The organism is Streptomyces sp. NPDC002851, assembly GCF_053591935.1.
Window position 1 is genome coordinate 49,334 of the sequence record NZ_JBSFUT010000034.1, and the last position, 21,214, is coordinate 70,547.

The following is a 21,214-nucleotide window of genomic DNA, read 5'->3' on the forward strand; positions in this document are numbered from 1 at the left end:
GCGGGCGGCGCGTCCACCTCATCCATCAGGCCGCAAATCTGCGCGGTCGCACGAAGGAAACCCCGTGCCGAATATCGTGACCCTCCTCCCGTTCATCGTGCTCATCGGGGCCATGTTCCTGATGACCCGCTCTGCCAAGAAGAAGCAGCAGCAGGCGGTGCAGATGCGCAACCAGATGCAGCCCGGCACCGGCGTCCGCACGATCGGTGGCATGTACGCCACCGTCAAGGAGGTCCAGGAGGACACGGTCCTCCTCGAGGTCGCTCCCGGCGTGCACGCCATCTACGCGAAGAACGCCGTCGGCGCCGTCCTCGACGACGACGAGTACAACCGCATCGTGCACGGCGAGACCGACCTCAAGGTGCCGGACGACGCCTCCGCCCTGACCGAGGCGGACGAGCCCTCCGACGCCGACACCCCTGACGACGCGCGCATCGACCTCGGCAAGAAGGACGCCGACGACGCCGCCGAGGCGGAGACCGCCGAGGTCGCGGAGGACGCCGAGGCGAAGACGGACGCCGCGCCGAAGAAGACCGACGGCGAGGCCGACTCGAAGTAAGCACGACCGAGGACCGCGGGGTGCCGCAGCGCCCCGCGGTCCTCTGGGCGTGCATACTTCGGCGGTCTCTCGACACCACTTCGTGGCCGCCCACGCGCGTGACCGGCTCAGGGCGGTTGGACAGGGAGAAACGAGAAGGTGGCAGCACCGAAGAAGAGCCGGAAGCCGAGCGGCCAAGGAAGGCCCGGCCGCCCTCTGGCCTTCATTTTGATCTTGATGGTGGCGCTCACCGGGGGAATGTTCCTCTCCAAGCACACCACGCCGCGGCTCGGCATCGACCTCGCCGGCGGCACCAGCATCACGCTTCAGGCGAAGACCCCGCCCGGCCAGAAGGACGCGGTCAACGAGACCAACATGAACACGGCCGTGAACATCATCGAGCGCCGTGTCAACGGCCTCGGTGTGCAGGAGGCCGAGGTTCAGACCCAGGGCCGCGAGAACATCATCGTCAACATCCCCAAGGGGACGAACGAGAAGCAGGCCCGCGAGCAGGTCGGCACCACCGCCCAGCTCTACTTCCGCCCGGTTCTCACCGCGACCGCCGGTACGCCGACCCCCGACCCGTCCAAGAGCCCCAGCCCCTCGGCCTCCGGTAGCGAGACCCCCGAGGCGGGCGACGGCAAGGACAAGGCCGGGTCGGACGGGTCCGCCTCGCCGACCCCCACGCCGAGCCAGACCGCGCAGGGCCGCGCCGTCTCGGACGCCCTCAAGGCCGACCCCACGCCGAACGCGTCGGACGACGCCAAGGCCGACGGCAAGGACGGGGCCGACAAGCCGCAGGCGACCGAGACCCCCAAGCCCGACGACGCCACCAAGGCGCTCCAGGCGAAGTTCACCAAGCTCGACTGCCGCAAGAAGGACGAGCGGGTCAAGGCCGCCGAGGGCGTCAAGCCCAGCGACCCGATGGTCGCCTGCGGCAAGAACAGCGCCGGGCAGTGGGAGAAGTACATCCTTGGGCCTGCCGAGGTGGACGGCAAGGAGGTCGACGACGCCAAGGCCGTGATCGACGACCGGTCGGGCCAGTGGATCGTGACGATGAAGTTCAGCGACAAGGGCGCTGACGCCTTCTCCAAGACCACGTCCAAGCTGAAGACGCAGCCGGAGCCGATGAACCGGTTCGGCATCGTGCTCGACGGCGAGGTCGTCTCCGCCCCCAGTGTCAGCCAGACGCTCAGCGCCAGTGCCCAGATCTCCGGCAGCTTCACCCAGGAGTCCGCCCAGGACCTGGCCAACATCCTGTCGTACGGTGCCCTGCCGCTGACCTTCCACGAGCAGAGCGTCGACACCGTCACGCCGGCGCTCGGCAGCGAGCAGCTGAAGGCCGGTCTGATCGCGGGCGCTATCGGCCTCGCCTTGGTCGTCATCTACCTGGTGGCCTACTACCGGGGCCTGTCGCTCATCGCCCTCCTCAGCCTGGTCGCCTCCGGCATCCTCACCTACACCCTGATGTCGCTGCTCGGACCGGCCATCGGGTTCGCCCTGAACCTGCCCGCCGTCTGCGGTGCGATCGTCGCGATCGGTATCACCGCGGACTCGTTCATCGTGTACTTCGAGCGCGTACGGGACGAGGTGCGCGAGGGCCGCACGCTGCGCCCCGCGGTGGAGCGGGCCTGGCCCCGTGCCCGGCGCACCATCCTGGTCTCCGACTTCGTGTCGTTCCTGGCCGCCGCGGTCCTGTTCATCGTGACCGTCGGCAAGGTGCAGGGCTTCGCGTTCACGCTCGGTCTGACCACGCTGCTCGACGTCGTCGTGGTGTTCCTCTTCACCAAGCCGCTGATGACGATCCTGGCCCGCCACAAGTTCTTCGCGAACGGCCATAAGTGGTCCGGGCTCGACCCGAAGCGGCTCGGCGCCAAGCCACCGCTGCGACGCTCCCGCACTCGCCGCGCCCCCGTTGGCCCCGTCGAACCGAAGGAGGCGTGAGATGTCGAAGCTCGGCAACCTCGGCGCCCGGCTGTACCGCGGCGAAGTCGGCTACGACTTCATCGGCAAGCGGAAGGTCTGGTACGGCGTCTCGGTCCTGATCACCATCACGGCCATCGTGGCCCTGGCGGTGCAGGGCCTCAACATGGGCATCGAGTTCAAGGGCGGCGCCGTCTTCACGACGCCGAAGACCTCGGCCTCGGTGGCTGAGGCCCGTGAGTCGGCCGTGAAGTCGTCCGGCCACGAGGCCATCGTCCAGAAGCTCGGCAGCGGCTCGATGCGCGTCCAGGTCAGCGGGGTCGACACCGCCAAGTCCGACCAGATCAAGGAGCGGCTGGCCGAGGATCTGGACGTCGAGGCACAGAACATCACCGCCGAGCTGGTCGGCCCCAGTTGGGGCAAGACCATCGCCAACAAGGCGTGGATGGGCCTCGGCATCTTCCTGGTTCTGTGCGTTATCTATCTGGCGATCGCGTTCGAATGGCGGATGGCCATCGCCGCGCTCGTCGCCCTGATCCACGACATCACCATCACGGTCGGGATCTACTCCCTGGTCGGCTTCGAGGTCACCCCGGGCACCGTGATCGGTCTGCTCACGATCCTCGGTTATTCGCTGTACGACACGGTGGTCGTCTTCGACTCTCTCAAGGAGCAGACGAAGGGCCTCACCAAGCAGACCAGGCGCACATACAGCGAGGTCGCCAACCTCTCCATCAACAGCACCCTGGTGCGTTCCATCAACACCACGGTGGTGGCGCTGCTCCCGGTGGCGGGCCTGCTGTTCATTGGCGGTGGCGTCCTGGGCGCGGGCATGCTGAACGACATCTCGCTGTCGCTGTTCGTCGGCCTGGCCGCCGGTGCGTACTCGTCGATCTTCATCGCCACGCCGCTGGTCGCGGACCTGAAGGAGCGCGAGCCGCAGATGAAGGCGCTGAAGAAGCGGGTGCTCGCCAAGCGCGCCGCGGCCGCCGCCAAGAGCGAGTCGGCCGAGGAGTCCGGCACCGACCTCCCGGACAACCCCGACGACGGCGACGACGGCGACGACCGTGCCGCCACCGCGGCGGCGGCCGGAGCCGTCGTCGGCCAGCGCCGTACCCAACCGCAGTCCCGCGGCCGGGGCCGCGGCCGACCCTCCGGGAAGCGCCGATGACGGACGTAAAGGAACTGCTGCTCAGCCGGATCCGGGACGTTCCGGACTACCCGAAGCCCGGTGTGATGTTCAAGGACATCACGCCGCTGCTCGCGGACCCGACGGCGTTCACCGCGCTCACGGACGCGCTCGCCGAGTTCTGTGTGGAGCACGGCGCCACCAAGATCGTGGGCCTGGAGGCGCGCGGCTTCATCCTGGCCGCCCCGGTCGCGGTCCGCGCGGGCCTCGGCTTCATCCCGGTCCGCAAGGCGGGCAAGCTCCCCGGGGCGACCCTGTCCCAGTCGTACGAGCTCGAGTACGGCACGGCCGAGATCGAGGTGCACGCCGAGGACCTGGCCACCGGCGACCGCGTCATGGTCATCGACGACGTCCTCGCCACGGGCGGCACCGCCGAGGCATCCCTCCAGCTCATCCGACGCGCGGGGGCCGAGGTCGCGGGCGTCGCGGTGCTCATGGAGCTCGGGTTCCTGGGCGGCAAGGCCCGCCTGGAGCCGGCCCTGGCGGGCGCCCCGATAGAGGCGCTGCTCACCGTCTGACCCAGGCACACCACAGGGAGGCGGGCATCCGGCACGGTCCGGATGCCCGCCTCCGGCCTTGCCCCCCAGGGGACCGGCTCCACGGTCGGCCGCGAGCAGAGGCCCGTGGCTAGATACCATGGCAGTCCGGACCTTGAACGGGGGGCCGGAACCTGCATGAGGAGCACTCTTGCCAGACGAGGCCCGTCAGCCACTCGCCGCCGCCCAGTCCGAGCCCGACCAGCGGGCCGAGCAGGCCACGGCGCGCGCCGCCACGCCCGCAGACGGCAAGCGGGCCGAGGCCCCGAAGGGGGACCAGGCCAAGCCGGAGCAGAACGGCAAGGCGGCCGAAAAGCCCCGCCCCAAGCCCGGGCCGGCCTCAGCGGCGTCCCCGGCACCTCCTGCGCCCCCGGCACCTCCTGCGCCCCCGGCATCTCCCGCATCCCCGGCACCTCCTGCGTCCCCGGCACCGGCGACCGGTGGTCGCACCGGCACTCCGGCGTCCTCCGGCACCCCCGCGCCGCCGATGCGCCCGCACCCGACCGGGCAGCCCGCGCGCTCCGGTGGCTCCTCGAACCGGGTGCGTGCCCGGCTCGCGCGCCTCGGGGTGCAGCGCTCCAACCCGTACAACCCGGTCCTCGAACCGCTGCTTCGGATCGTGCGCAGCAATGACCCGAAGATCGAGACCGCCACGCTCCGCCAGATCGAGCGCGCCTACCAGGTCGCCGAGCGCTGGCACCGCGGCCAGAAGCGCAAGAGCGGTGACCCGTACATCACGCACCCGCTCGCGGTGACCACCATCCTCGCCGAGCTCGGCATGGACCCGGCGACGCTGATGGCGGGCCTGCTGCACGACACCGTCGAGGACACCGAGTACGGCCTGGACACCCTGCGCCGTGACTTCGGCGACCAGGTCGCGCTGCTCGTGGACGGCGTCACCAAGCTGGACAAGGTCAAGTTCGGCGAGGCCGCGCAGGCCGAGACCGTGCGCAAGATGGTCGTCGCCATGGCCAAGGACCCCCGCGTCCTGGTCATCAAGCTCGCCGACCGACTGCACAACATGCGCACCATGCGCTACCTGAAGCGCAACAAGCAGGAACAGAAGGCCCGCGAGACCCTCGAGATCTACGCGCCGCTCGCCCACCGCCTGGGCATGAACACCATCAAGTGGGAGCTGGAGGACCTCGCCTTCGCGATCCTCTACCCCAAGATGTACGACGAGATCGTGCGGCTCGTCGCGGAGCGGGCCCCCAAGCGCGACGAGTACCTGGCCATAGTGACCGACGAGGTCCAGTCGGACCTGCGCGGCGCCCGCATCAAGGCCACCGTCACCGGCCGACCGAAGCACTACTACAGCGTCTACCAGAAGATGATCGTCCGCGGCCGGGACTTCGCGGAGATCTACGACCTGGTGGGCATCCGCGTCCTCGTCGACACGGTCCGCGACTGCTACGCGGCCCTGGGCACCGTCCACGCCCGCTGGAACCCGGTTCCGGGGCGGTTCAAGGACTACATCGCGATGCCCAAGTTCAACATGTACCAGTCGCTGCACACCACGGTGATCGGCCCCAACGGCAAGCCCGTTGAGCTCCAGATCCGTACGTTCGACATGCACCGACGGGCCGAGTACGGCATCGCCGCGCACTGGAAGTACAAGCAGGAAGCCGTCGCGGGCGCTTCCAAGATCCGTACGGACGTTCCCAAGCCGGCCGGGAAGGCCGGCAAGGACGCAGCCGCCATCAACGACATGGCGTGGCTGCGGCAGCTCCTCGACTGGCAGAAGGAGACCGAGGACCCCAGCGAGTTCCTGGAGTCGCTCCGCTTCGACCTCTCCCGCAACGAGGTCTTCGTCTTCACGCCCAAGGGCGACGTCATAGCGCTCCCGGCCGGTGCCACACCCGTCGACTTCGCGTACGCCGTGCACACCGAGGTCGGCCACCGCACCATAGGAGCCCGGGTCAACGGGCGGCTCGTACCGCTCGAATCGACCCTGGACAACGGCGACTTGGTGGAGGTCTTCACCTCCAAGGCGGCCGGTGCGGGCCCCTCCCGCGACTGGCTGGGCTTCGTCAAGTCGCCCCGGGCGCGCAACAAGATCCGGGCCTGGTTCTCCAAGGAGCGCCGGGACGAGGCGATCGAGCAGGGCAAGGACCACATCGTCCGCGCGATGCGCAAGCAGAACCTGCCGATCCAGCGCATCCTCACCGGCGACTCGCTCGTCACGCTCGCCCACGAGATGCGCTACCCGGACATCTCCTCGCTGTACGCGGCGATCGGCGAGGGCCATGTGTCCGCGCAGAACGTGGTGCAGAAGCTCGTCCAGGCCCTCGGCGGCGAGGACGCGGCGGGCGAGGACATCGCCGAGACCGCGGCCCCGGTGCGCGGCCGCAGCAAGCGCCGCGCGAACGCGGACCCGGGCGTCATGGTCAAGGGCGTCGAGGACGTGTGGGTCAAGCTGGCCCGCTGCTGCACGCCCGTGCCCGGCGACCCCATCATCGGCTTCGTCACGCGCGGCAGCGGCGTCTCGGTGCACCGCGCCGACTGCGTCAACGTCGACTCGCTGTCGCAGCAGCCCGAGCGGATCCTCGAGGTCGAGTGGGCGCCCACCCAGTCCTCGGTCTTCCTGGTCGCCATCCAGGTCGAGGCCCTGGACCGCTCCCGGCTCCTCTCGGACGTCACGCGCGTCCTGTCCGACCAGCACGTCAACATCCTGTCGGCGGCCGTGCAGACCTCCCGCGACCGGGTCGCCACCTCGCGCTTCACCTTCGAGATGGGCGACCCCAAGCACCTCGGCCATGTCCTCAAGGCCGTCAGGGGAGTTGAGGGCGTGTACGACGTGTACCGGGTGACGTCGGCCCGCAGGCCGTAGCCGACGGCGGTTTTTCGTCTCTACAAGAGGAGGGCTCCCGTACGCCGCGTACGGGAGCCCCTCCTTATGTAACGCCGGGTTTAGCCGCCGAACTCCTCCAGGCCCTTAAGCGCCTGGTCGAGCAGCGCCTGCCGACCGTCAAGCTCCCGCTGGAGCTTGTCCGCCTTGGCGTTGTTGCCCGCCGCGCGGGCCGCCTCGACCTGCTTCTTGAGCTTGTCGACCGCGTCCTGAAGCTGGCCCGTGAGCCCCTCGGCACGCGCGCGTGCCTCCGGGTTCGTGCGCCGCCACTCGGCCTCCTCGGCCTCCTGGATGGCGCGCTCCACCGCGTGCATCCGGCCCTCGACCTTCGGCCGCGCGTCCCGCGGGACGTGGCCGATGGCCTCCCAGCGCTCATTGATGCCGCGGAACGCGGCGCGGGCCGCCTTCAGATCGGTCACCGGCAGGAGCTGCTCGGCCTCGTCGGCGAGCGCCTCCTTGAGCTTCAGGTTCTCCGCCTGCTCGGCGTCCCGCTCGGCGAACACCGAGCTGCGCGCCGTGAAGAAGATGTCCTGGGCGCCGCGGAAGCGGTTCCACAGGTCGTCCTCGTGCTCGCGCTGGGCGCGGCCCGCGGCCTTCCACTCGGACATCAGCTCGCGGTAGCGCGCCGCCGTCGGACCCCAGTCCGTGGAGTTGGACAGCGACTCCGCCTCCGCGACCAGGCGCTCCTTGGTCTTACGGGCCTCCTCGCGCTGCGCGTCGAGCGCGGCGAAGTGCGCCTTGCGGCGCTTGGAGAACGCCGACCGGGCGTGCGAGAAGCGGTGCCACAGCTCGTCGTCCGACTTGCGGTCGAGTCGCGGCAGCCCCTTCCACGTGTCCACCAGGGCGCGCAGGCGCTCGCCCGCGGCGCGCCACTGCTCGCTCTGCGCCAGCTCCTCGGCCTCGGCGACCAGGGCTTCCTTGGCGTGCCGGGCCTCGTCGGTCTGCTTGGCCTTCTGGGCCTTGCGCTCCTCGCGCCGCGCCTCGACGGCTTCCACGAGCTTGTCCAGACGCTTGCCGAGGGCATCGAGATCGCCGACCGCGTGCGCATCGGTGACCTGCTCGCGCAGGTGCTCGATCGCGGTCATGGCGTCCTTGGTCGACAGATCGGTCGTCTGCACCCGGCGCTCGAGGAGCCCGATCTCGACCACCAGGCCGTCGTACTTGCGCTTGAAGTAGGCCAGGGCCTCCTCGGGGGAGCCTGCCTGCCACGAACCGACGACTCGCTCGCCTCCGTCGGCCGTACGCACGTACACGGTGCCCGTCTCGTCGACGCGGCCCCACGGGTCGCTGCTCACAGCGCCTCCTCCACCTGATGCCTGCTCGGGGTTGGGGTCCCGGGGCATCGTCCACAGTTTCTTCAAGGCCACCGCATACGGTGCCCTGCACAACGCCAACATAGGCGACGAGCAGGGCGGCTGTCCGCATCCGGGGCCCCCGAATCAGACGTAATCAGTCCTTCTTCACGGTTACCTTCTCGACCTTCACAGGCTTCTTCGGCGGCCCGTCGCTCGGCCCCTGACCGCCCTTGCCGACGCCGTCCTCGGCGATCTTCTCGACCGCCTTGAGACCCGCGTCGTCGAGCGTGCCGACCGGGGTGTACGACGGCGGCAGCTTGGAGTTCTTGAAGACGAGGAAGAACTGGCTGCCGCCGGAGTCGGGCTGCCCGGTGTTGGCCATCGCGACCGTGCCCGCCTTGTACGTCACCGTGCCGTCCTTGCCCGGCTTGCCGAGGCCCTTCAGGTTCTCGTCCGGGATCGTGTAACCGGGACCGCCCATCCCGGTGCCCTCCGGGTCGCCGCACTGCAGGACGTGAATGCCCTCCGTGACAAGGCGGTGGCACTTGGTGCCGTCGAAGAAGCCCTTGTCCGCGAGGTACTTGAACGAGTTGACCGTGTGCGGGGTCTTGGCCGCGTCCATCGCGATGGCCATGTCACCCCGGTCGGTCTTCATGTCCATCGTGTACGTGGCCTTCTTGTCGATGGCCATCTTCGGCTCGGGCTTCTCTGTCGGGGTGGGCGACGCGGCGTCGCTCGGCACCTTGCCCTTCTTGCTCTCGTCATCACCGTAGAAGCCGCTGGTCGCCGCGACCGCCACGCCTGCGAAGAGCACTACGGCGAGCGAGCTCGCGATCACCGCGTTGCGCTGCTTCGCCTTGCGGCGTGCCGATTCGCGCCGGGCCTGCTGCCGCGCGAACTTCTCCCGGGCGAGCTGCCGCCGCCGCTGATCGTTGCTGACCACCGGGTCTACTCCTCGTAACGTCTAGGGATCTGGTCCGCCTGCGTGGAACGTGCCCCGTACCGTATATGGGTTACCTGTGCGGCGAGCAGCGCCGGTAGGCTGCGTTCTGCGGTCGCTGAGCTGCCGCGATCTCCCGCCGGACCAGAATTAAGGACGAACGTGCTCATTGCCGGGTTCCCCGCCGGGGCCTGGGGGACCAACTGTTATCTGGTCGCCCCGGCCGCGGGTGAGGAGTGCGTGATCATCGACCCGGGCCACCAGGCCGCCGAGGGCGTCGAGGAAGCGCTCAAGAAGCATCGGCTCAAGCCCGTCGCGGTCGTTCTCACCCATGGCCACATCGACCACGTCGCCTCGGTCGTCCCGGTGTGCGGAGCGCACGACGTACCCGCGTGGATCCACCCCGCCGACCGGTACATGATGAGCGACCCCGAGAAGGGCATCGGCCGCTCCATCGGCATGCCGCTCATGGGCGAGCTGACCGTGGGGGAGCCGGACGACGTCGAGGAGCTGACCGACGGTGCGACGCTGCGTCTCGCTGGTCTGGAGTTCTCCGTCGCCCATGCCCCGGGCCATACCAAGGGGTCGGTGACGTTCGGGATGCCGGAAGCGGCGGACATCCCGCCGATCTTCTTCGCCGGTGACCTGCTCTTCGCCGGCTCCATCGGACGTACCGACCTGCCCGGCGGTGACATGGACGAGATGGTCGACTCGCTGGCCCGCGTGTGCCTGCCGCTCGACGACTCGACCGTGGTCCTGTCCGGACATGGCCCCCAGACGACCATCGGCCAGGAGCGCGCCACCAACCCGTATCTGCGGCAGGTGGCGGCGAGCCGGCCCGGGGACAGCGCACCGAGCGCCCCCCGACGAGGAATGTGACGAGAGACTTCTTCCCGTGAGTACTTTCCAGGCCCCCAAGGGCACGTACGACCTGCTTCCGCCGGACTCCGCGCAGTACCTCGCCGTACGCGAGGCCATCGCGGCGCCGCTGAAGAACTCCGGCTACGGCTACATCGAGACGCCCGGCTTCGAGAACGTCGAGCTGTTCTCGCGCGGCGTCGGCGAGTCCACCGACATCGTCACGAAGGAGATGTACGCCTTCGAGACCAAGGGCGGCGACAGGCTCGCCCTGCGCCCCGAGGGCACCGCCTCCGTGCTGCGCGCCGCCCTCGAGGCCAACCTGCACAAGCAGGGCAACCTGCCGGTCAAGCTCTGGTACTCGGGCTCGTACTACCGCTACGAGAAGCCGCAGAAGGGCCGCTACCGCCACTTCTCGCAGGTCGGCGCCGAGGCGATCGGTGCCGAAGACCCGGCCCTGGACGCCGAGTTGATCATCCTGGCCGACCAGGCGTACCGCTCGCTCGGCCTGCGCCAGTTCCGCATCCTGCTCAACTCCCTGGGCGACAAGGAGTGCCGCCCCGTCTACCGGGCCGCCCTCCAGGACTTCATGCGTGGCCTCGTCCTCGACGAGGACACCCGCCGCCGGATCGAGATCAACCCGCTGCGGGTGCTCGACGACAAGCGGCCCGAGGTGCAGAAGCAGCTCGTGGGCGCCCCGAGCCTGCGCGACTACCTGTGCGACGCGTGCAAGGCCTACCACGAGCAGGTCCGCGAACTGCTCACCGCGGCCGGGGTCGGGTACGAGGACGACGAGAAGCTGGTCCGCGGCCTCGACTACTACACCCGCACCACCTTCGAGTTCGTGCACGACGGCCTCGGCTCCCAGTCCGCGGTCGGCGGCGGCGGCCGCTACGACGGCCTGTCCGAGATGATCGGCGGCCCGTCCCTGCCGTCCGTCGGCTGGGCCCTCGGCGTGGACCGTACGGTGCTCGCCCTGGAGGCCGAGGGCGTGGAGCTCCAACTCCCGTCCACCACCAGCGTGTTCGCGGTGCCCCTCGGAGAGGAGGCGCGCCGGATCCTGTTCGGCGTGGTCACCGAGCTGCGCAAGGCGGGCGTCGCCGCGGACTTCGCGTACGGCGGCAAGGGCCTGAAGGCGTCCATGAAGGCGGCGAACCGCAGCGGCGCCGCGTACGCGATCGTGGCCGGGGAGCGCGACCTGGCCGAGGGCCTGGTGCAGCTGAAGGACATGGAGTCCGGAGAGCAGGAGCCGGTCGCGCTCGACGCGATCGTCGAACGCCTGACGCGGCGACCGGCGTGATCGTCGAACGCCTGCGTCATCGACTGGCTTGATCTGTCGCACGTGGGAGCGGGGCCGGGCGGCCGATCGCCCGGCCCCGCCCGCGTTCACAGGATGGTGCGGCACAATGGCCGTGTCCTGCAGCTACGGAGCGATGGAACGGCGACATGACGACGACAGCGGTGCACGGCGCGCCCGCCGAGGGGCAGGAGTCCGGAACGAGGCGGGTCGGCGGGGGGCGTGGTCTCGCGCTGCTCCTGGTGATCACGGGTGCCGCGGGGCTGCTCGCCTCCTGGGTCATCACGCTCGACAAGTTCAAGCTCCTCGAGGACCCGGACTTCAAGCCGGGCTGCAGCCTCAACCCGGTGGTGTCCTGCGGGAACATCATGCAGAGCGAGCAGGCGTCCGCCTTCGGGTTCCCGAACCCGATGCTGGGCCTGGTCACCTACGGGATCGTGATCGGCGTCGGTATGAGCCTGCTCGCCGGGGCCCGCTTCCCGCGCTGGTACTGGCTGACCATGAACGCCGGGATGCTCTTCGGCGTCGGCTTCTGCACCTGGCTGATGTACCAGTCCCTGTACAACATCGGCGCGCTCTGCCTGTGGTGCTCGCTGGCCTGGGTCGCCACGATCCTGATGTTCTGGTACGTCACCTCGCACAACGTCCGCAACGGACTGCTCGCGGCGCCGGGGTGGCTGCGCGGCTTCTTCGACGAGTTCACCTGGGTCCTTCCGGTGCTGCACATCGGGATCATCGGGATGCTGATCCTGACCCGCTGGTGGGACTTCTGGACCAGCTGACCTGCGGGTCCCGGGGCCCTGGAGCCGGGCCGGGAGCGTTGTCAGTGGCGTGACATAGGGTCTTGGACGTGGAGCCCGACCTGTTTACCGCCGCAGCCGAGGACCGTCAGGAGAAGGACCCGGCGAGCAGTCCCCTTGCCGTCCGTATGCGCCCGCGCACTCTGGATGAAGTCGTGGGCCAGCAGCACCTGTTGAAGCAGGGCTCGCCGCTGCGTCGGCTCGTCGGCGAGGGCGGTTCGGGCCCGGCGGGGCCCTCCTCGGTGATCCTCTGGGGGCCGCCCGGCATCGGCAAGACGACCCTGGCGTACGTCGTCTCCAAGGCGACGAACAAGCGCTTCGTGGAGCTCTCCGCGATCACCGCGGGTGTCAAGGAGGTCCGCGCGGTCATCGACGGCGCCCGCCGCGCGACCGGCGGCTTCGGCAAGGAGACCGTCCTCTTCCTGGACGAGATCCACCGCTTCAGCAAGGCCCAGCAGGACTCCCTGCTGCCCGCCGTGGAGAACCGCTGGGTGACGCTGATCGCCGCGACCACCGAGAACCCGTACTTCTCGGTGATCTCCCCGCTCCTGTCCCGCTCCCTGCTCCTCACCCTCGAACCGCTCACGGACGACGACCTCAAGGGCCTGCTCCAGCGCGCCCTCGCCGAGGAGCGCGGTCTGAACGGCGCGGTGGAGCTGCCGGCCGAAGCCGAGGCGCATCTGCTCCGGATCGCCGGTGGCGACGCCCGGCGCGCTCTCACCGCCCTGGAAGCGGGCGCGGGCTCGGCCCTCGCCAAGGGCGAGCAGCAGATCACCCTGGAGACCCTGGAGGAGTCGGTCAACCGCGCGGCGGTCAAGTACGACCGGGACGGCGACCAGCACTATGACGTGGCGAGCGCCCTGATCAAGTCCATCCGCGGCTCGGACGTGGACGCGGCGCTGCACTATCTGGCCCGGATGATCGAGGCCGGAGAGGACCCCCGGTTCATCGCCCGGCGCCTGATGATCTCGGCGAGCGAGGACATCGGCCTCGCGGACCCGACGGCGCTGCCGACCGCGGTCGCCGCCGCCCAGGCGGTCGCCATGATCGGCTTCCCGGAGGCGGCGCTCACCCTGAGCCACGCCACCATCGCCCTCGCCCTGGCCCCCAAGTCCAACTCCGCGACGACCGCGATAGGCGCCGCCCTGGAGGACGTACGCGGCGGCCTGGCGGGCCCCGTGCCCCCGCACCTGCGCGACGGCCACTACAAGGGCGCCGCCAAACTCGGCCACGCCCAGGGCTACGTCTATCCGCACGACGTGCCCGGCGGCATCGCGGCCCAGCAGTACGCCCCGGACGCCATCCACGGCAAGCAGTACTACAGCCCGACGCGGTACGGCGCGGAGGCCCGGTACGCCGATGTGGCCGACCGGGTCCGGGAGCGGCTGCGCGGCGACCGCGAGACGCCCCCGCAGACCTGACCGGCGGACCGGCGCCGACTCACGCAGAGGCTGCCTCGAAGAGCCGGTGCATGGCGCGGCGCAGGCCGTTCACATCCCGTACCGGCTCGGGAAAGTCGAAGCGCGCGTCGAAGCACCGCTCCCCGGTGAAGCGCACCCGGAGCCCGAACCGGTCGAGCGCCACCGGCACCGCCCGGCCCGGCACGAACGCCCGCTCGCCGAGGAGCGCGGCGAGCAGCTGCACCTGGTCGCTGTGCGCGGCGTGCAGATGCTGAAGGAGCTCGGCCTCGTAGCAGGCGAGCGGGTCGGCCGCGGCCCGCGCGAAGTCCTCGGGTGCCACGCTCTCGGCGCCCCACAGGTCGTCGATCGACGCCTCGCCCACTTCGAGGCGCAGCATCATCCGGCCCGGCTCGGCCATGCCCGGGACGTGGGTCAGCCAGCCGGAGAGCCAGCCGCGGCCGCGGATACGGTTGGGCACGGCGACCGGCGCGACGTCGGTGATCTCGAGCACGGCGGAGAGCTCGTCGTCCTGGGCGTGGGTGGCGGCCCGTACCGCGGGGGAGTCCGCGGGAAAGACCAGGAAGACGTCCCCGTCCGGGCCCACGCTCCGCTCGTCGGCCATGAGCTGCTCGGGCCGTGCGGCATCAAGCCCCGGTACGAGCAGTACTCCCGAGCATGTACTCTGTACGAGAGTTCGTGTGCGTTCGGCTGCTGACGGCAACCGGACGATTTCTAGTCCGCTGGGACGCGGCTGACCACGATCTGATCGGACCTCCGTCATATCGATGCCCCTCGAGTCGGCGTCGGTGTTCTCTGTGCTGTCCGTGACGTGACTGGTGTTCCCACGGCGAGACATGCGATCTCCTCGAACTAAGGTGAGCCTAACCTAACCTATTGATGGAGGTCTGGAGAACGTGCCTAACCAGTCGCGTCCCAAGGTCAAGAAGTCTCGTGCGCTCGGCATTGCCCTGACGCCGAAGGCCGTGAAGTACTTCGAGGCCCGCCCGTACCCGCCGGGCGAGCACGGTCGTGGCCGCAAGCAGAACTCGGACTACAAGGTCCGTCTGCTCGAGAAGCAGCGTCTGCGCGCGCAGTACGACGTTTCCGAGCGTCAGCTGGTCCGCGCCTACGAGCGCGCCAGCAAGGTGCAGGGCAAGACCGGTGAGGCCCTGATCATCGAGCTCGAGCGCCGCCTCGACGCCCTGGTCCTGCGTTCGGGCATCGCCCGCACCATCTACCAGGCCCGTCAGATGGTCGTGCACGGCCACATCGAGGTGAACGGCAAGAAGGTCGACAAGCCGTCCTTCCGCGTCCGTCCCGACGACGTCGTCATGGTCCGCGAGCGCAGCCGCGAGAAGCACCCCTTCCAGGTCGCGCGTGAGGGTGGCTACGACACCGAGGGCGAGACCCCGCGCTACCTCCAGGTGAACCTGAAGGCCCTGGCCTTCCGCCTGGACCGTGACCCGAACCGCAAGGAAATCCCGGTCATCTGCGACGAGCAGCTCGTCGTCGAGTACTACGCCCGCTGATCCGGCTCCCCGAGTCGATCCAGGCGTAGCCTCAGCGTCGGCCCGCCGCCTTCCCGCCGTTTCCGGTGGGGGAGTCGGCGGGCTTTCGCGTGCCCGGGAGCCGTCCCCGCTCGGCGGCCGCGGGCGGCTCCGGGGCCGCGGTGCGGGAGCCCGGCGGGGCCAGCCCCTGCCGCCGAACTCCCGCCTGCCCCGCGACGCCTGGCACGCACGCTCGCTGCGTTACCGGAAGACCCACGTAGCGCCGCTACGAGGGCCTTCCGGTGCCTGGCGATCGCCGCACCAGACTCCCCCACTCTCGGCTTCGCTCGAGCGGGAGGTGCCCCCGGCGGGCCCGCCCTTCGGGCGACGACGGGAGTTCGGCGGCAGGACCTAGCGCGCGGGCCACGGCCGCGTCCAGGGTCAGCGCACCGCCCCGGCGTACGTGGCCGCGGTACCGCTCCTCGCCGAGCAGCTCCGTCGCCCGCTTTCGGCAGAGCGCCCGCGGCACCCCGAAGTGGTCCGAGCCGAACACCCTCAGGCCCACCGAGTCCCACACCGGCTCGGCCGCGCCCTGAAGCAGCGCGGCCTCGGCCCCGTCGCCCTCGCTCGCCGTCACCAGGGCGAGCAGCTCGATCGCCAGGACCAGGCCGACCAGGTCGTGGAAGGTGTGGTTGATCGTGATGCACTCGCCGAGCAACTCCCGGGCCCTGCCGTGCTCGCCGCGCGTCCACGCCGCGTACGCCAGGACGTACAGGGCATAGGCGCGGGTCCAGCGCTCGCCGCGCTCCACACAGATCTCGTGCACCTCCTCGCACAGCTCGAGAGCCGCCGCCAGATCTCCCTGGAACGCGAGCGTCAGCGCCAACTCGACCTGTCCCATCAGGACGTTGCTGTTCAGCTCGCCGACGTCGCGGTAGCGCGCGAGGGCCTCGCGGAACAGCCGCTCGGCCCGCGGCATGTCGTCCGAGACCAGGGCGAGACAGCCGGTGCGGTGCACGGCGTACGCGACCGCCGTGGCGTTGCCCGTACGCTCGGCCGCCTCCCGGCACTCCGTCAGGGCCGCCAGCGCCGCGACCGTGTCGCCCTGGAGAATCGCCACATAGCCGAGCACCCACAGCGCCTTGAGGCGGGAGTCGCCGGGGCCGTCGTCCAGGGCCACGCCCCGGTCCAGCCAGTGCCGCCCCTCCGAGAGCCGCCCGCAGCCGACCCAGTAGAACCACAGGGTGCCCGCGAGCAGCTGCCCCAGATACGCCTCGCCCGGCTCGGTCAGGCAGTACTCCAGGGCGCCGCGCAGATTGGGCAGCTCGCAGTCGATCCGGGCGGCCACCTCGGCCTGCCGCGGCGAGTACCAGTCCAGCTCGCACCAGGTGGCCAGGCCCAGGAACCAGTCGCGGTGCCGCCGCCGCACCCGCTCCCCGTCACCGGTCGCCCCCAGCCACTCGGCGCCGTACGCCCGGACCGTGTCGAGCATCCGGTAGCGCACCCCGGCGGCCGACTCCTCGCGTACGACGACGGACTGCGCGAGCAGTTCACCGAGCACATCGAGAACCTGGTCGGCGAGCAGCCCGTGCCCGCCGCAGACGTATTCGGCCGCCTCCAGGTCGAACTGCCCGGAGAACACCGTGAGCCGCGCCCACAAGAGCCGCTCCTCGGGCGTGCACAACTCATGGCTCCAGCCGATGGCGGTGCGCAGCGTCCGGTGCCGCGGCAGGGCCCCGCGCCGCCCGCCGGTGAGCAGCCGGAAGCGGTCGCCGATCCGGGCGAGCAGCTGCACCGGGGACAGCGTGCCAAGACGGCCCGCGGCCAGCTCCACGGCGAGCGGAATGCCGTCCAGGCGTCGGCACAGCTCCAGGACCGTGTCCCGGTGGCCGTCGCCGAGCGTGAAGCCGGGCAGGATCCCGGACGCTCGCTCGGCGAAGAGCGCCGCCGCCTCCTCGGACGGCAGCGGCGCGAGCCGGAACAGCCGCTCGCCGTCGACGTCGAGTGGACGGCGCCCGGTGGCGAGCACCCGCACCCCGCGGCACCGGCAGAGCAGCTCCCGTACGAGATCCGCGCAGGCGTCCACAAGGTGCTCGAACCCGTCGAGTACGAGCAGGAGTTGGCGCTCGTCGAGCTGGTCGAGGAGCACGCGGCGCGGCGGCCGTCCGGTGTGGTCGGTCAGGCCCAGGGCCTCCACGAGGGCGTACTCGAGCAGTTCCGGGTCCGGTACGGAGGACAGCTCGACCAGCCAGACGCCGTCCGGGTACGAGGGCCGCGCCGAGGCCGCCGCGCGCAGCGCGAGTCTGCTCTTGCCCACGCCGCCCGCGCCCGCCACGGTCACCAGGCGGGCCTGAGCCAGGAGCCCCGCGAGCTCGTCGAGTTCTGCAGTCCGGCCCACGAAGGAGTTGAGCTCCGCGGGAAGAATGCCGGCCGGGCCGCCCTCGTCGGGGCACGGTGAGCTTCGCATCGGCACGGAGCGTACTGTTCCGGGTGCACTCCGTACAATCGCACCGGCCAACTCGAGCCGCACCTACGGATAATCCGGTACGGAGCCCGAGGCCAGGCGCGATAGGGTCGGATGCACGACTTTCGAGTCGACCACGACCTTCGATGAGCCCCGAGAGCAGAGAGCGGTGCAGCGTGACCGGTGGAGAGGTGGCCGGGATCCTGGTGGCCGTCTTCTGGGCGATCCTGGTCTCCTTCCTCGCCGTGGCCCTGGTGAGGCTGGCCCAGACGCTCAAGGCGACCACCAAGCTGGTGGCGGACGTGACCGAACAGGCCGTCCCGCTGCTCGCCGACGCGTCCGCGACGGTCCGCTCCGCGCAGACCCAGCTCGACCGGGTCGACGCCATAGCCACGGACGTCCAGGAGGTCACCTCCAACGCCTCGGCGCTCTCCACCACGGTGGCCTCGACGTTCGGCGGCCCGCTGGTCAAGGTCGCGGCCTTCGGCTACGGCGTGCGCCGGGCCATCGGCCGCAAGGATGTGCCGCCCGAACCCTCGCGCCGTACCGTGATCGTGGGCCGTAGCCTGCCCACGCCGCGCCGGGGGAAGCGGAACAAGAGGAACCAGAGGGGCTGACGCTGCAATGTTCCGCCGTACGTTCTGGTTCACCGCGGGCGCGGCCGCCGGCGTGTGGGCCACCACCAAGGTCAACCGGAAGCTCAAGCAGCTGACCCCGGAGAGCCTCGCGGCACAGGCCGCGAACAAGGCCATCGACGCCGGGCACCGCCTCAAGGACTTCGCCCTCGACGTCCGCGACGGCATGGTCCAGCGCGAGGCCGAACTCGGCGACGCCCTGGGGCTGCACGCCCCCGAGCACTCCGAGACGACGCCCGAACTCCCGGCGCAGCGACGCGTGGTGGCGCTGGAGAACCGCAACAACACGAAGTACTCGTACAACCGGAATGAGGACCACTGATGGAGTCGGCTGAAATCCGCCGCCGCTGGCTGCGCTTCTTCGAAGAGCGTGGGCACAAGGTCGTGCCGTCGGCGTCGCTGATTGCAGACGACCCGACGCTGCTCCTCATCAACGCGGGCATGGTCCCGTTCAAGCCGTACTTCCTGGGCGAGGTCAAGCCGCCCGCGCCGCGCGCCACCAGCGTGCAGAAGTGCGTGCGGACGCCGGACATCGAGGAGGTCGGCAAGACCACCCGGCACGGCACCTTCTTCCAGATGTGCGGGAACTTCTCCTTCGGCGACTACTTCAAGGAAGGCGCCATCAAGTACGCCTGGGAGCTGCTGACCACGCCCCAGGACGCGGGCGGCTACGGGCTCGACCCGGAGCGCCTGTGGATCACGGTCTACCTCGACGACGACGAGGCCGAGCGGATCTGGCGGGACGTCGTCGGCGTCCCGGCCGAGCGCATCCAGCGCCTGGGCAAGGCGGAGAACTTCTGGTCCATGGGCGTGCCCGGCCCGTGCGGCCCCTGCTCCGAGATCAACTACGACCGTGGTCCGGAGTTCGGCGTCGAGGGCGGCCCGGCCGTCAACGACGAGCGGTACGTGGAGATCTGGAACCTGGTCTTCATGCAGTACGAGCGCGGCGAGGGCACCTCCAAGGAGGACTTCGAGATCCTCGGTGACCTGCCGAGCAAGAACATCGACACCGGTCTCGGCCTCGAGCGGCTCGCGATGATTCTGCAGGGCGTGCAGAACATGTACGAGACGGACACCCTGCGCGTCGTCATCGACAAGGCCAGCGAGCTGACGGGTGTCGAGTACGGCGGGCACGGTGAGAGCAGCGACAGCGACGTCTCGCTCCGCGTGGTCGCCGACCACCTGCGCACCTCCACGATGCTGATCGGCGACGGCGTGACGCCCGGCAACGAGGGCCGCGGCTACGTGCTGCGCCGCATCATGCGCCGGGCCATCCGGAACATGCGCATCCTGGGCGCCACCGGCCCGGTCGTGGCCGAGCTCCTTGACGTGGTCATCAACACGATGGGCCAGCAGTACCCGGAGCTGATCACCGACCGCAAGCGGATCGAAACCGTCGCCCTCGCCGAGGAGACCGCCTTCCTCAAGACCCTGAAGGCCGGTACCAACATCCTCGACACTGCGGTCACCGAGACCAAGGCCAAGGGCTCCACGGTCCTGCCGGGCGACCAGGCCTTCCTGCTCCACGACACCTGGGGCTTCCCGATCGACCTCACCCTGGAGATGGCCGCCGAGCAGGGCCTGTCCGTGGACGAGACCGGTTTCCGGCGCCTGATGAAGGAGCAGCGCGACCGCGCCAAGGCCGACGCCCAGGCCAAGAAGACCGGCCACGCGGACCTCGGCGCCTACCGCGAGATCGCCGACTCCGCGGGCGCCACCAACTTCATCGGCTACACCTCCACGGAGGGCGAGTCGACCGTCGTCGGCATCCTCGTGGGCGGCGCCTCGTCACCCGCGGCAACCGAGGGCGACGAGGTCGAGATCGTCCTGGACCGCACCCCGTTCTATGCCGAGGGCGGTGGTCAGATCGGTGACTCCGGCCGCATTAAGCTGGACAACGGCGCGGTGATCGAGATCCGCGACTGCCAGAAGCCGGTTCCCGGCGTGTACGTCCACAAGGGCACGGTCCAGGTCGGCGAGGTCACCCTCGGCGCCAAGGGCCACGCCGTCATCGACGTGCAGCGCCGCCGCGCCATCGCCCGCGCCCACTCGGCCACGCACCTCACGCACCAGGCGCTGCGGGACGCGCTCGGCCCGACGGCCGCGCAGGCCGGTTCGGAGAACCAGCCCGGCCGGTTCCGCTTCGACTTCGGCTCGCCGTCGGCCGTACCGACGACGGTGATGACGGACGTCGAGCAGAAGATCAACGAGGTCCTGGCCCGCGAACTCGACGTCCAGGCCGAGGTGATGAGCATCGACGAGGCCAAGAAGCAGGGCGCCATCGCCGAGTTCGGCGAGAAGTACGGCGAGCGCGTCCGCGTCGTGACCATCGGCGACTTCTCCAAGGAGCTGTGCGGCGGCACGCATGTGCACAACACCGCCCAGCTCGGCCTGGTGAAGCTGCTCGGCGAATCGTCGATCGGTTCGGGCGTACGCCGGATCGAGGCCCTGGTCGGCGTGGACGCGTACGGCTTCCTCGCCAAGGAGCACACGGTCGTCGCGCAGCTCCAGGAGCTGATCAAGGGCCGCCCGGAGGAGCTGCCGGAGAAGGTCTCCGCGATGCTCGGCAAGCTCAAGGACGCCGAGAAGGAGATCGAGAAGTTCCGCGCCGAGAAGGTCCTCCAGGCCGCCGCGGGTCTCGCCCAGGGCGCCAAGGACGTGCACGGCGTCGCCGTGGTCACCGGCCAGGTGCCGGACGGCACCGGCGCCGACGACCTGCGCAAGCTGGTCCTCGACGTACGCGGCCGCATCCCGGGCGACCGCCCCGCCGTGGTCGCCCTGTTCACCACGGTCAACGGCAAGCCGCTGACGGTCATCGCCACCAATGAGGCCGCCCGCGAGCGCGGCCTGAAGGCTGGCGACCTGGTCCGTACCGCCGCCAAGACCCTCGGCGGCGGCGGTGGCGGCAAGCCGGACGTCGCCCAGGGCGGCGGCCAGAACCCCGACGCCATCAACGACGCCGCGGCCGCCGTCGAACGCCTCGTCGCCGAGACGGCCTGAGGCC

At 70.2% G+C, this 21,214-nt stretch carries 17 protein-coding genes; 13 read left to right on the plus strand and 4 right to left on the minus strand.

Features of this window, described 5'->3' with window-relative positions; translation table 11 throughout:
- Positions 1-64: 64 nt before the first annotated feature.
- The 5 genes from yajC to ACWD10_RS29340 all read left to right on the plus strand — a co-directional run bounded on the left by yajC (position 65) and on the right by ACWD10_RS29340 (position 7,016).
- Positions 65-559 carry a preprotein translocase subunit YajC gene (gene yajC, locus ACWD10_RS29320; RefSeq protein ID WP_451096268.1) on the plus strand — a complete coding sequence of 165 codons (495 nt, stop codon included), beginning with the start codon at positions 65-67 and terminating at the stop codon, positions 557-559.
- A gap of 138 nt (positions 560-697) precedes the next feature.
- The gene (gene secD, locus ACWD10_RS29325) at positions 698-2,482 is read left to right on the plus strand and encodes a protein translocase subunit SecD (protein WP_451096270.1); all 1,785 of its coding nucleotides are present in this window, start codon (positions 698-700) and stop codon (positions 2,480-2,482) included.
- Between the two features lies 1 nt (position 2,483).
- The gene (gene secF, locus ACWD10_RS29330) at positions 2,484-3,632 is read left to right on the plus strand and encodes a protein translocase subunit SecF (RefSeq protein WP_451096272.1); all 1,149 of its coding nucleotides are present in this window, start codon (positions 2,484-2,486) and stop codon (positions 3,630-3,632) included.
- Positions 3,629-4,168 (plus strand): adenine phosphoribosyltransferase, encoded by a 540-nt coding sequence (locus tag ACWD10_RS29335; protein WP_451096274.1) that lies wholly within the window; start codon positions 3,629-3,631, stop codon positions 4,166-4,168. Before secF ends, ACWD10_RS29335 begins: the two co-directional genes overlap by 4 nt.
- Before the next feature lie 169 nt (positions 4,169-4,337).
- Positions 4,338-7,016, plus strand: a complete 2,679-nt coding sequence (locus ACWD10_RS29340) for a RelA/SpoT family protein (RefSeq protein WP_451096276.1) — start codon at positions 4,338-4,340, stop codon at positions 7,014-7,016.
- An 80-nt stretch (positions 7,017-7,096) separates the two neighbouring features.
- Here the strand turns inward: ACWD10_RS29340 and ACWD10_RS29345 are convergent, their stop codons facing one another.
- Positions 7,097-8,329 (minus strand): DUF349 domain-containing protein, encoded by a 1,233-nt coding sequence (locus tag ACWD10_RS29345; protein ID WP_451096279.1) that lies wholly within the window; start codon positions 8,327-8,329, stop codon positions 7,097-7,099.
- 154 nt (positions 8,330-8,483) lie between these two features.
- Complete coding sequence (locus ACWD10_RS29350) at positions 8,484-9,272, minus strand: peptidylprolyl isomerase (protein WP_451096281.1); 789 nt, start codon at positions 9,270-9,272, stop codon at positions 8,484-8,486.
- A gap of 159 nt (positions 9,273-9,431) precedes the next feature.
- On the opposite strand from ACWD10_RS29350, the gene ACWD10_RS29355 reads away from it, so the two are divergent.
- The 4 genes from ACWD10_RS29355 (at position 9,432) to ACWD10_RS29370 (ending at position 13,645) form a co-directional block, all read left to right on the plus strand.
- Positions 9,432-10,148 carry an MBL fold metallo-hydrolase gene (locus ACWD10_RS29355; RefSeq protein WP_451096283.1) on the plus strand — a complete coding sequence of 239 codons (717 nt, stop codon included), beginning with the start codon at positions 9,432-9,434 and terminating at the stop codon, positions 10,146-10,148.
- A 16-nt stretch (positions 10,149-10,164) separates the two neighbouring features.
- Positions 10,165-11,427, plus strand: a complete 1,263-nt coding sequence (gene hisS / locus ACWD10_RS29360) for a histidine--tRNA ligase (protein WP_451096285.1) — start codon at positions 10,165-10,167, stop codon at positions 11,425-11,427.
- A gap of 146 nt (positions 11,428-11,573) precedes the next feature.
- Positions 11,574-12,206, plus strand: coding sequence for a vitamin K epoxide reductase family protein (locus ACWD10_RS29365; RefSeq protein ID WP_451096287.1), 633 nt, complete (start codon positions 11,574-11,576; stop codon positions 12,204-12,206).
- Between the two features lie 68 nt (positions 12,207-12,274).
- Positions 12,275-13,645, plus strand: a complete 1,371-nt coding sequence (locus tag ACWD10_RS29370; protein WP_451096289.1) for a replication-associated recombination protein A — start codon at positions 12,275-12,277, stop codon at positions 13,643-13,645.
- Positions 13,646-13,664: 19 nt separating this feature from the next.
- Here the strand turns inward: ACWD10_RS29370 and ACWD10_RS29375 are convergent, their stop codons facing one another.
- On the minus strand, positions 13,665-14,345 hold the full coding sequence (locus ACWD10_RS29375) for a DUF2470 domain-containing protein (RefSeq protein WP_451096291.1): 681 nt from the start codon (positions 14,343-14,345) through the stop codon (positions 13,665-13,667).
- A gap of 193 nt (positions 14,346-14,538) precedes the next feature.
- Between ACWD10_RS29375 and rpsD the strand changes: the two genes are divergently transcribed.
- Positions 14,539-15,153 carry a 30S ribosomal protein S4 gene (gene rpsD, locus ACWD10_RS29380; protein WP_451096293.1) on the plus strand — a complete coding sequence of 205 codons (615 nt, stop codon included), beginning with the start codon at positions 14,539-14,541 and terminating at the stop codon, positions 15,151-15,153.
- A gap of 244 nt (positions 15,154-15,397) precedes the next feature.
- Here rpsD and ACWD10_RS29385 read toward each other — a convergent pair whose 3' ends face one another.
- Positions 15,398-17,578, minus strand: coding sequence for an ATP-binding protein (locus ACWD10_RS29385; RefSeq protein ID WP_451096295.1), 2,181 nt, complete (start codon positions 17,576-17,578; stop codon positions 15,398-15,400).
- A gap of 173 nt (positions 17,579-17,751) precedes the next feature.
- Between ACWD10_RS29385 and ACWD10_RS29390 the strand changes: the two genes are divergently transcribed.
- The 3 genes from ACWD10_RS29390 to alaS are packed head-to-tail and all read left to right on the plus strand — an operon-like array spanning position 17,752 to position 21,210.
- On the plus strand, positions 17,752-18,192 hold the full coding sequence (locus tag ACWD10_RS29390; protein WP_451096297.1) for a DUF948 domain-containing protein: 441 nt from the start codon (positions 17,752-17,754) through the stop codon (positions 18,190-18,192).
- 7 nt (positions 18,193-18,199) lie between these two features.
- Positions 18,200-18,532 (plus strand): DUF6167 family protein, encoded by a 333-nt coding sequence (locus tag ACWD10_RS29395; RefSeq protein WP_451096299.1) that lies wholly within the window; start codon positions 18,200-18,202, stop codon positions 18,530-18,532.
- Positions 18,532-21,210: an alanine--tRNA ligase gene (gene alaS / locus ACWD10_RS29400; RefSeq protein ID WP_451096301.1), complete on the plus strand. Its 2,679-nt coding sequence runs from the start codon at positions 18,532-18,534 to the stop codon at positions 21,208-21,210. Before ACWD10_RS29395 ends, alaS begins: the two co-directional genes overlap by 1 nt.
- Positions 21,211-21,214: the final 4 nt, after the last annotated feature.

What these genes read in the sequence shown, in the direction of transcription:
- alaS (WP_451096301.1), top strand. Translation starts at nt 18,532, where the DNA reads ATGGAGTCGGCTGAAATCCGCCGCCGCTGGCTGCGCTTCTTCGAAGAG.
- ACWD10_RS29335 (WP_451096274.1), top strand. Translation starts at nt 3,629, where the DNA reads ATGACGGACGTAAAGGAACTGCTGCTCAGCCGGATCCGGGACGTTCCG.
- ACWD10_RS29365 (WP_451096287.1), top strand. Translation starts at nt 11,574, where the DNA reads ATGACGACGACAGCGGTGCACGGCGCGCCCGCCGAGGGGCAGGAGTCC.
- secF (WP_451096272.1), top strand. Translation starts at nt 2,484, where the DNA reads ATGTCGAAGCTCGGCAACCTCGGCGCCCGGCTGTACCGCGGCGAAGTC.
- ACWD10_RS29395 (WP_451096299.1), top strand. Translation starts at nt 18,200, where the DNA reads ATGTTCCGCCGTACGTTCTGGTTCACCGCGGGCGCGGCCGCCGGCGTG.
- ACWD10_RS29385 (WP_451096295.1), bottom strand. Translation starts at nt 17,578, where the DNA reads ATGCGAAGCTCACCGTGCCCCGACGAGGGCGGCCCGGCCGGCATTCTT.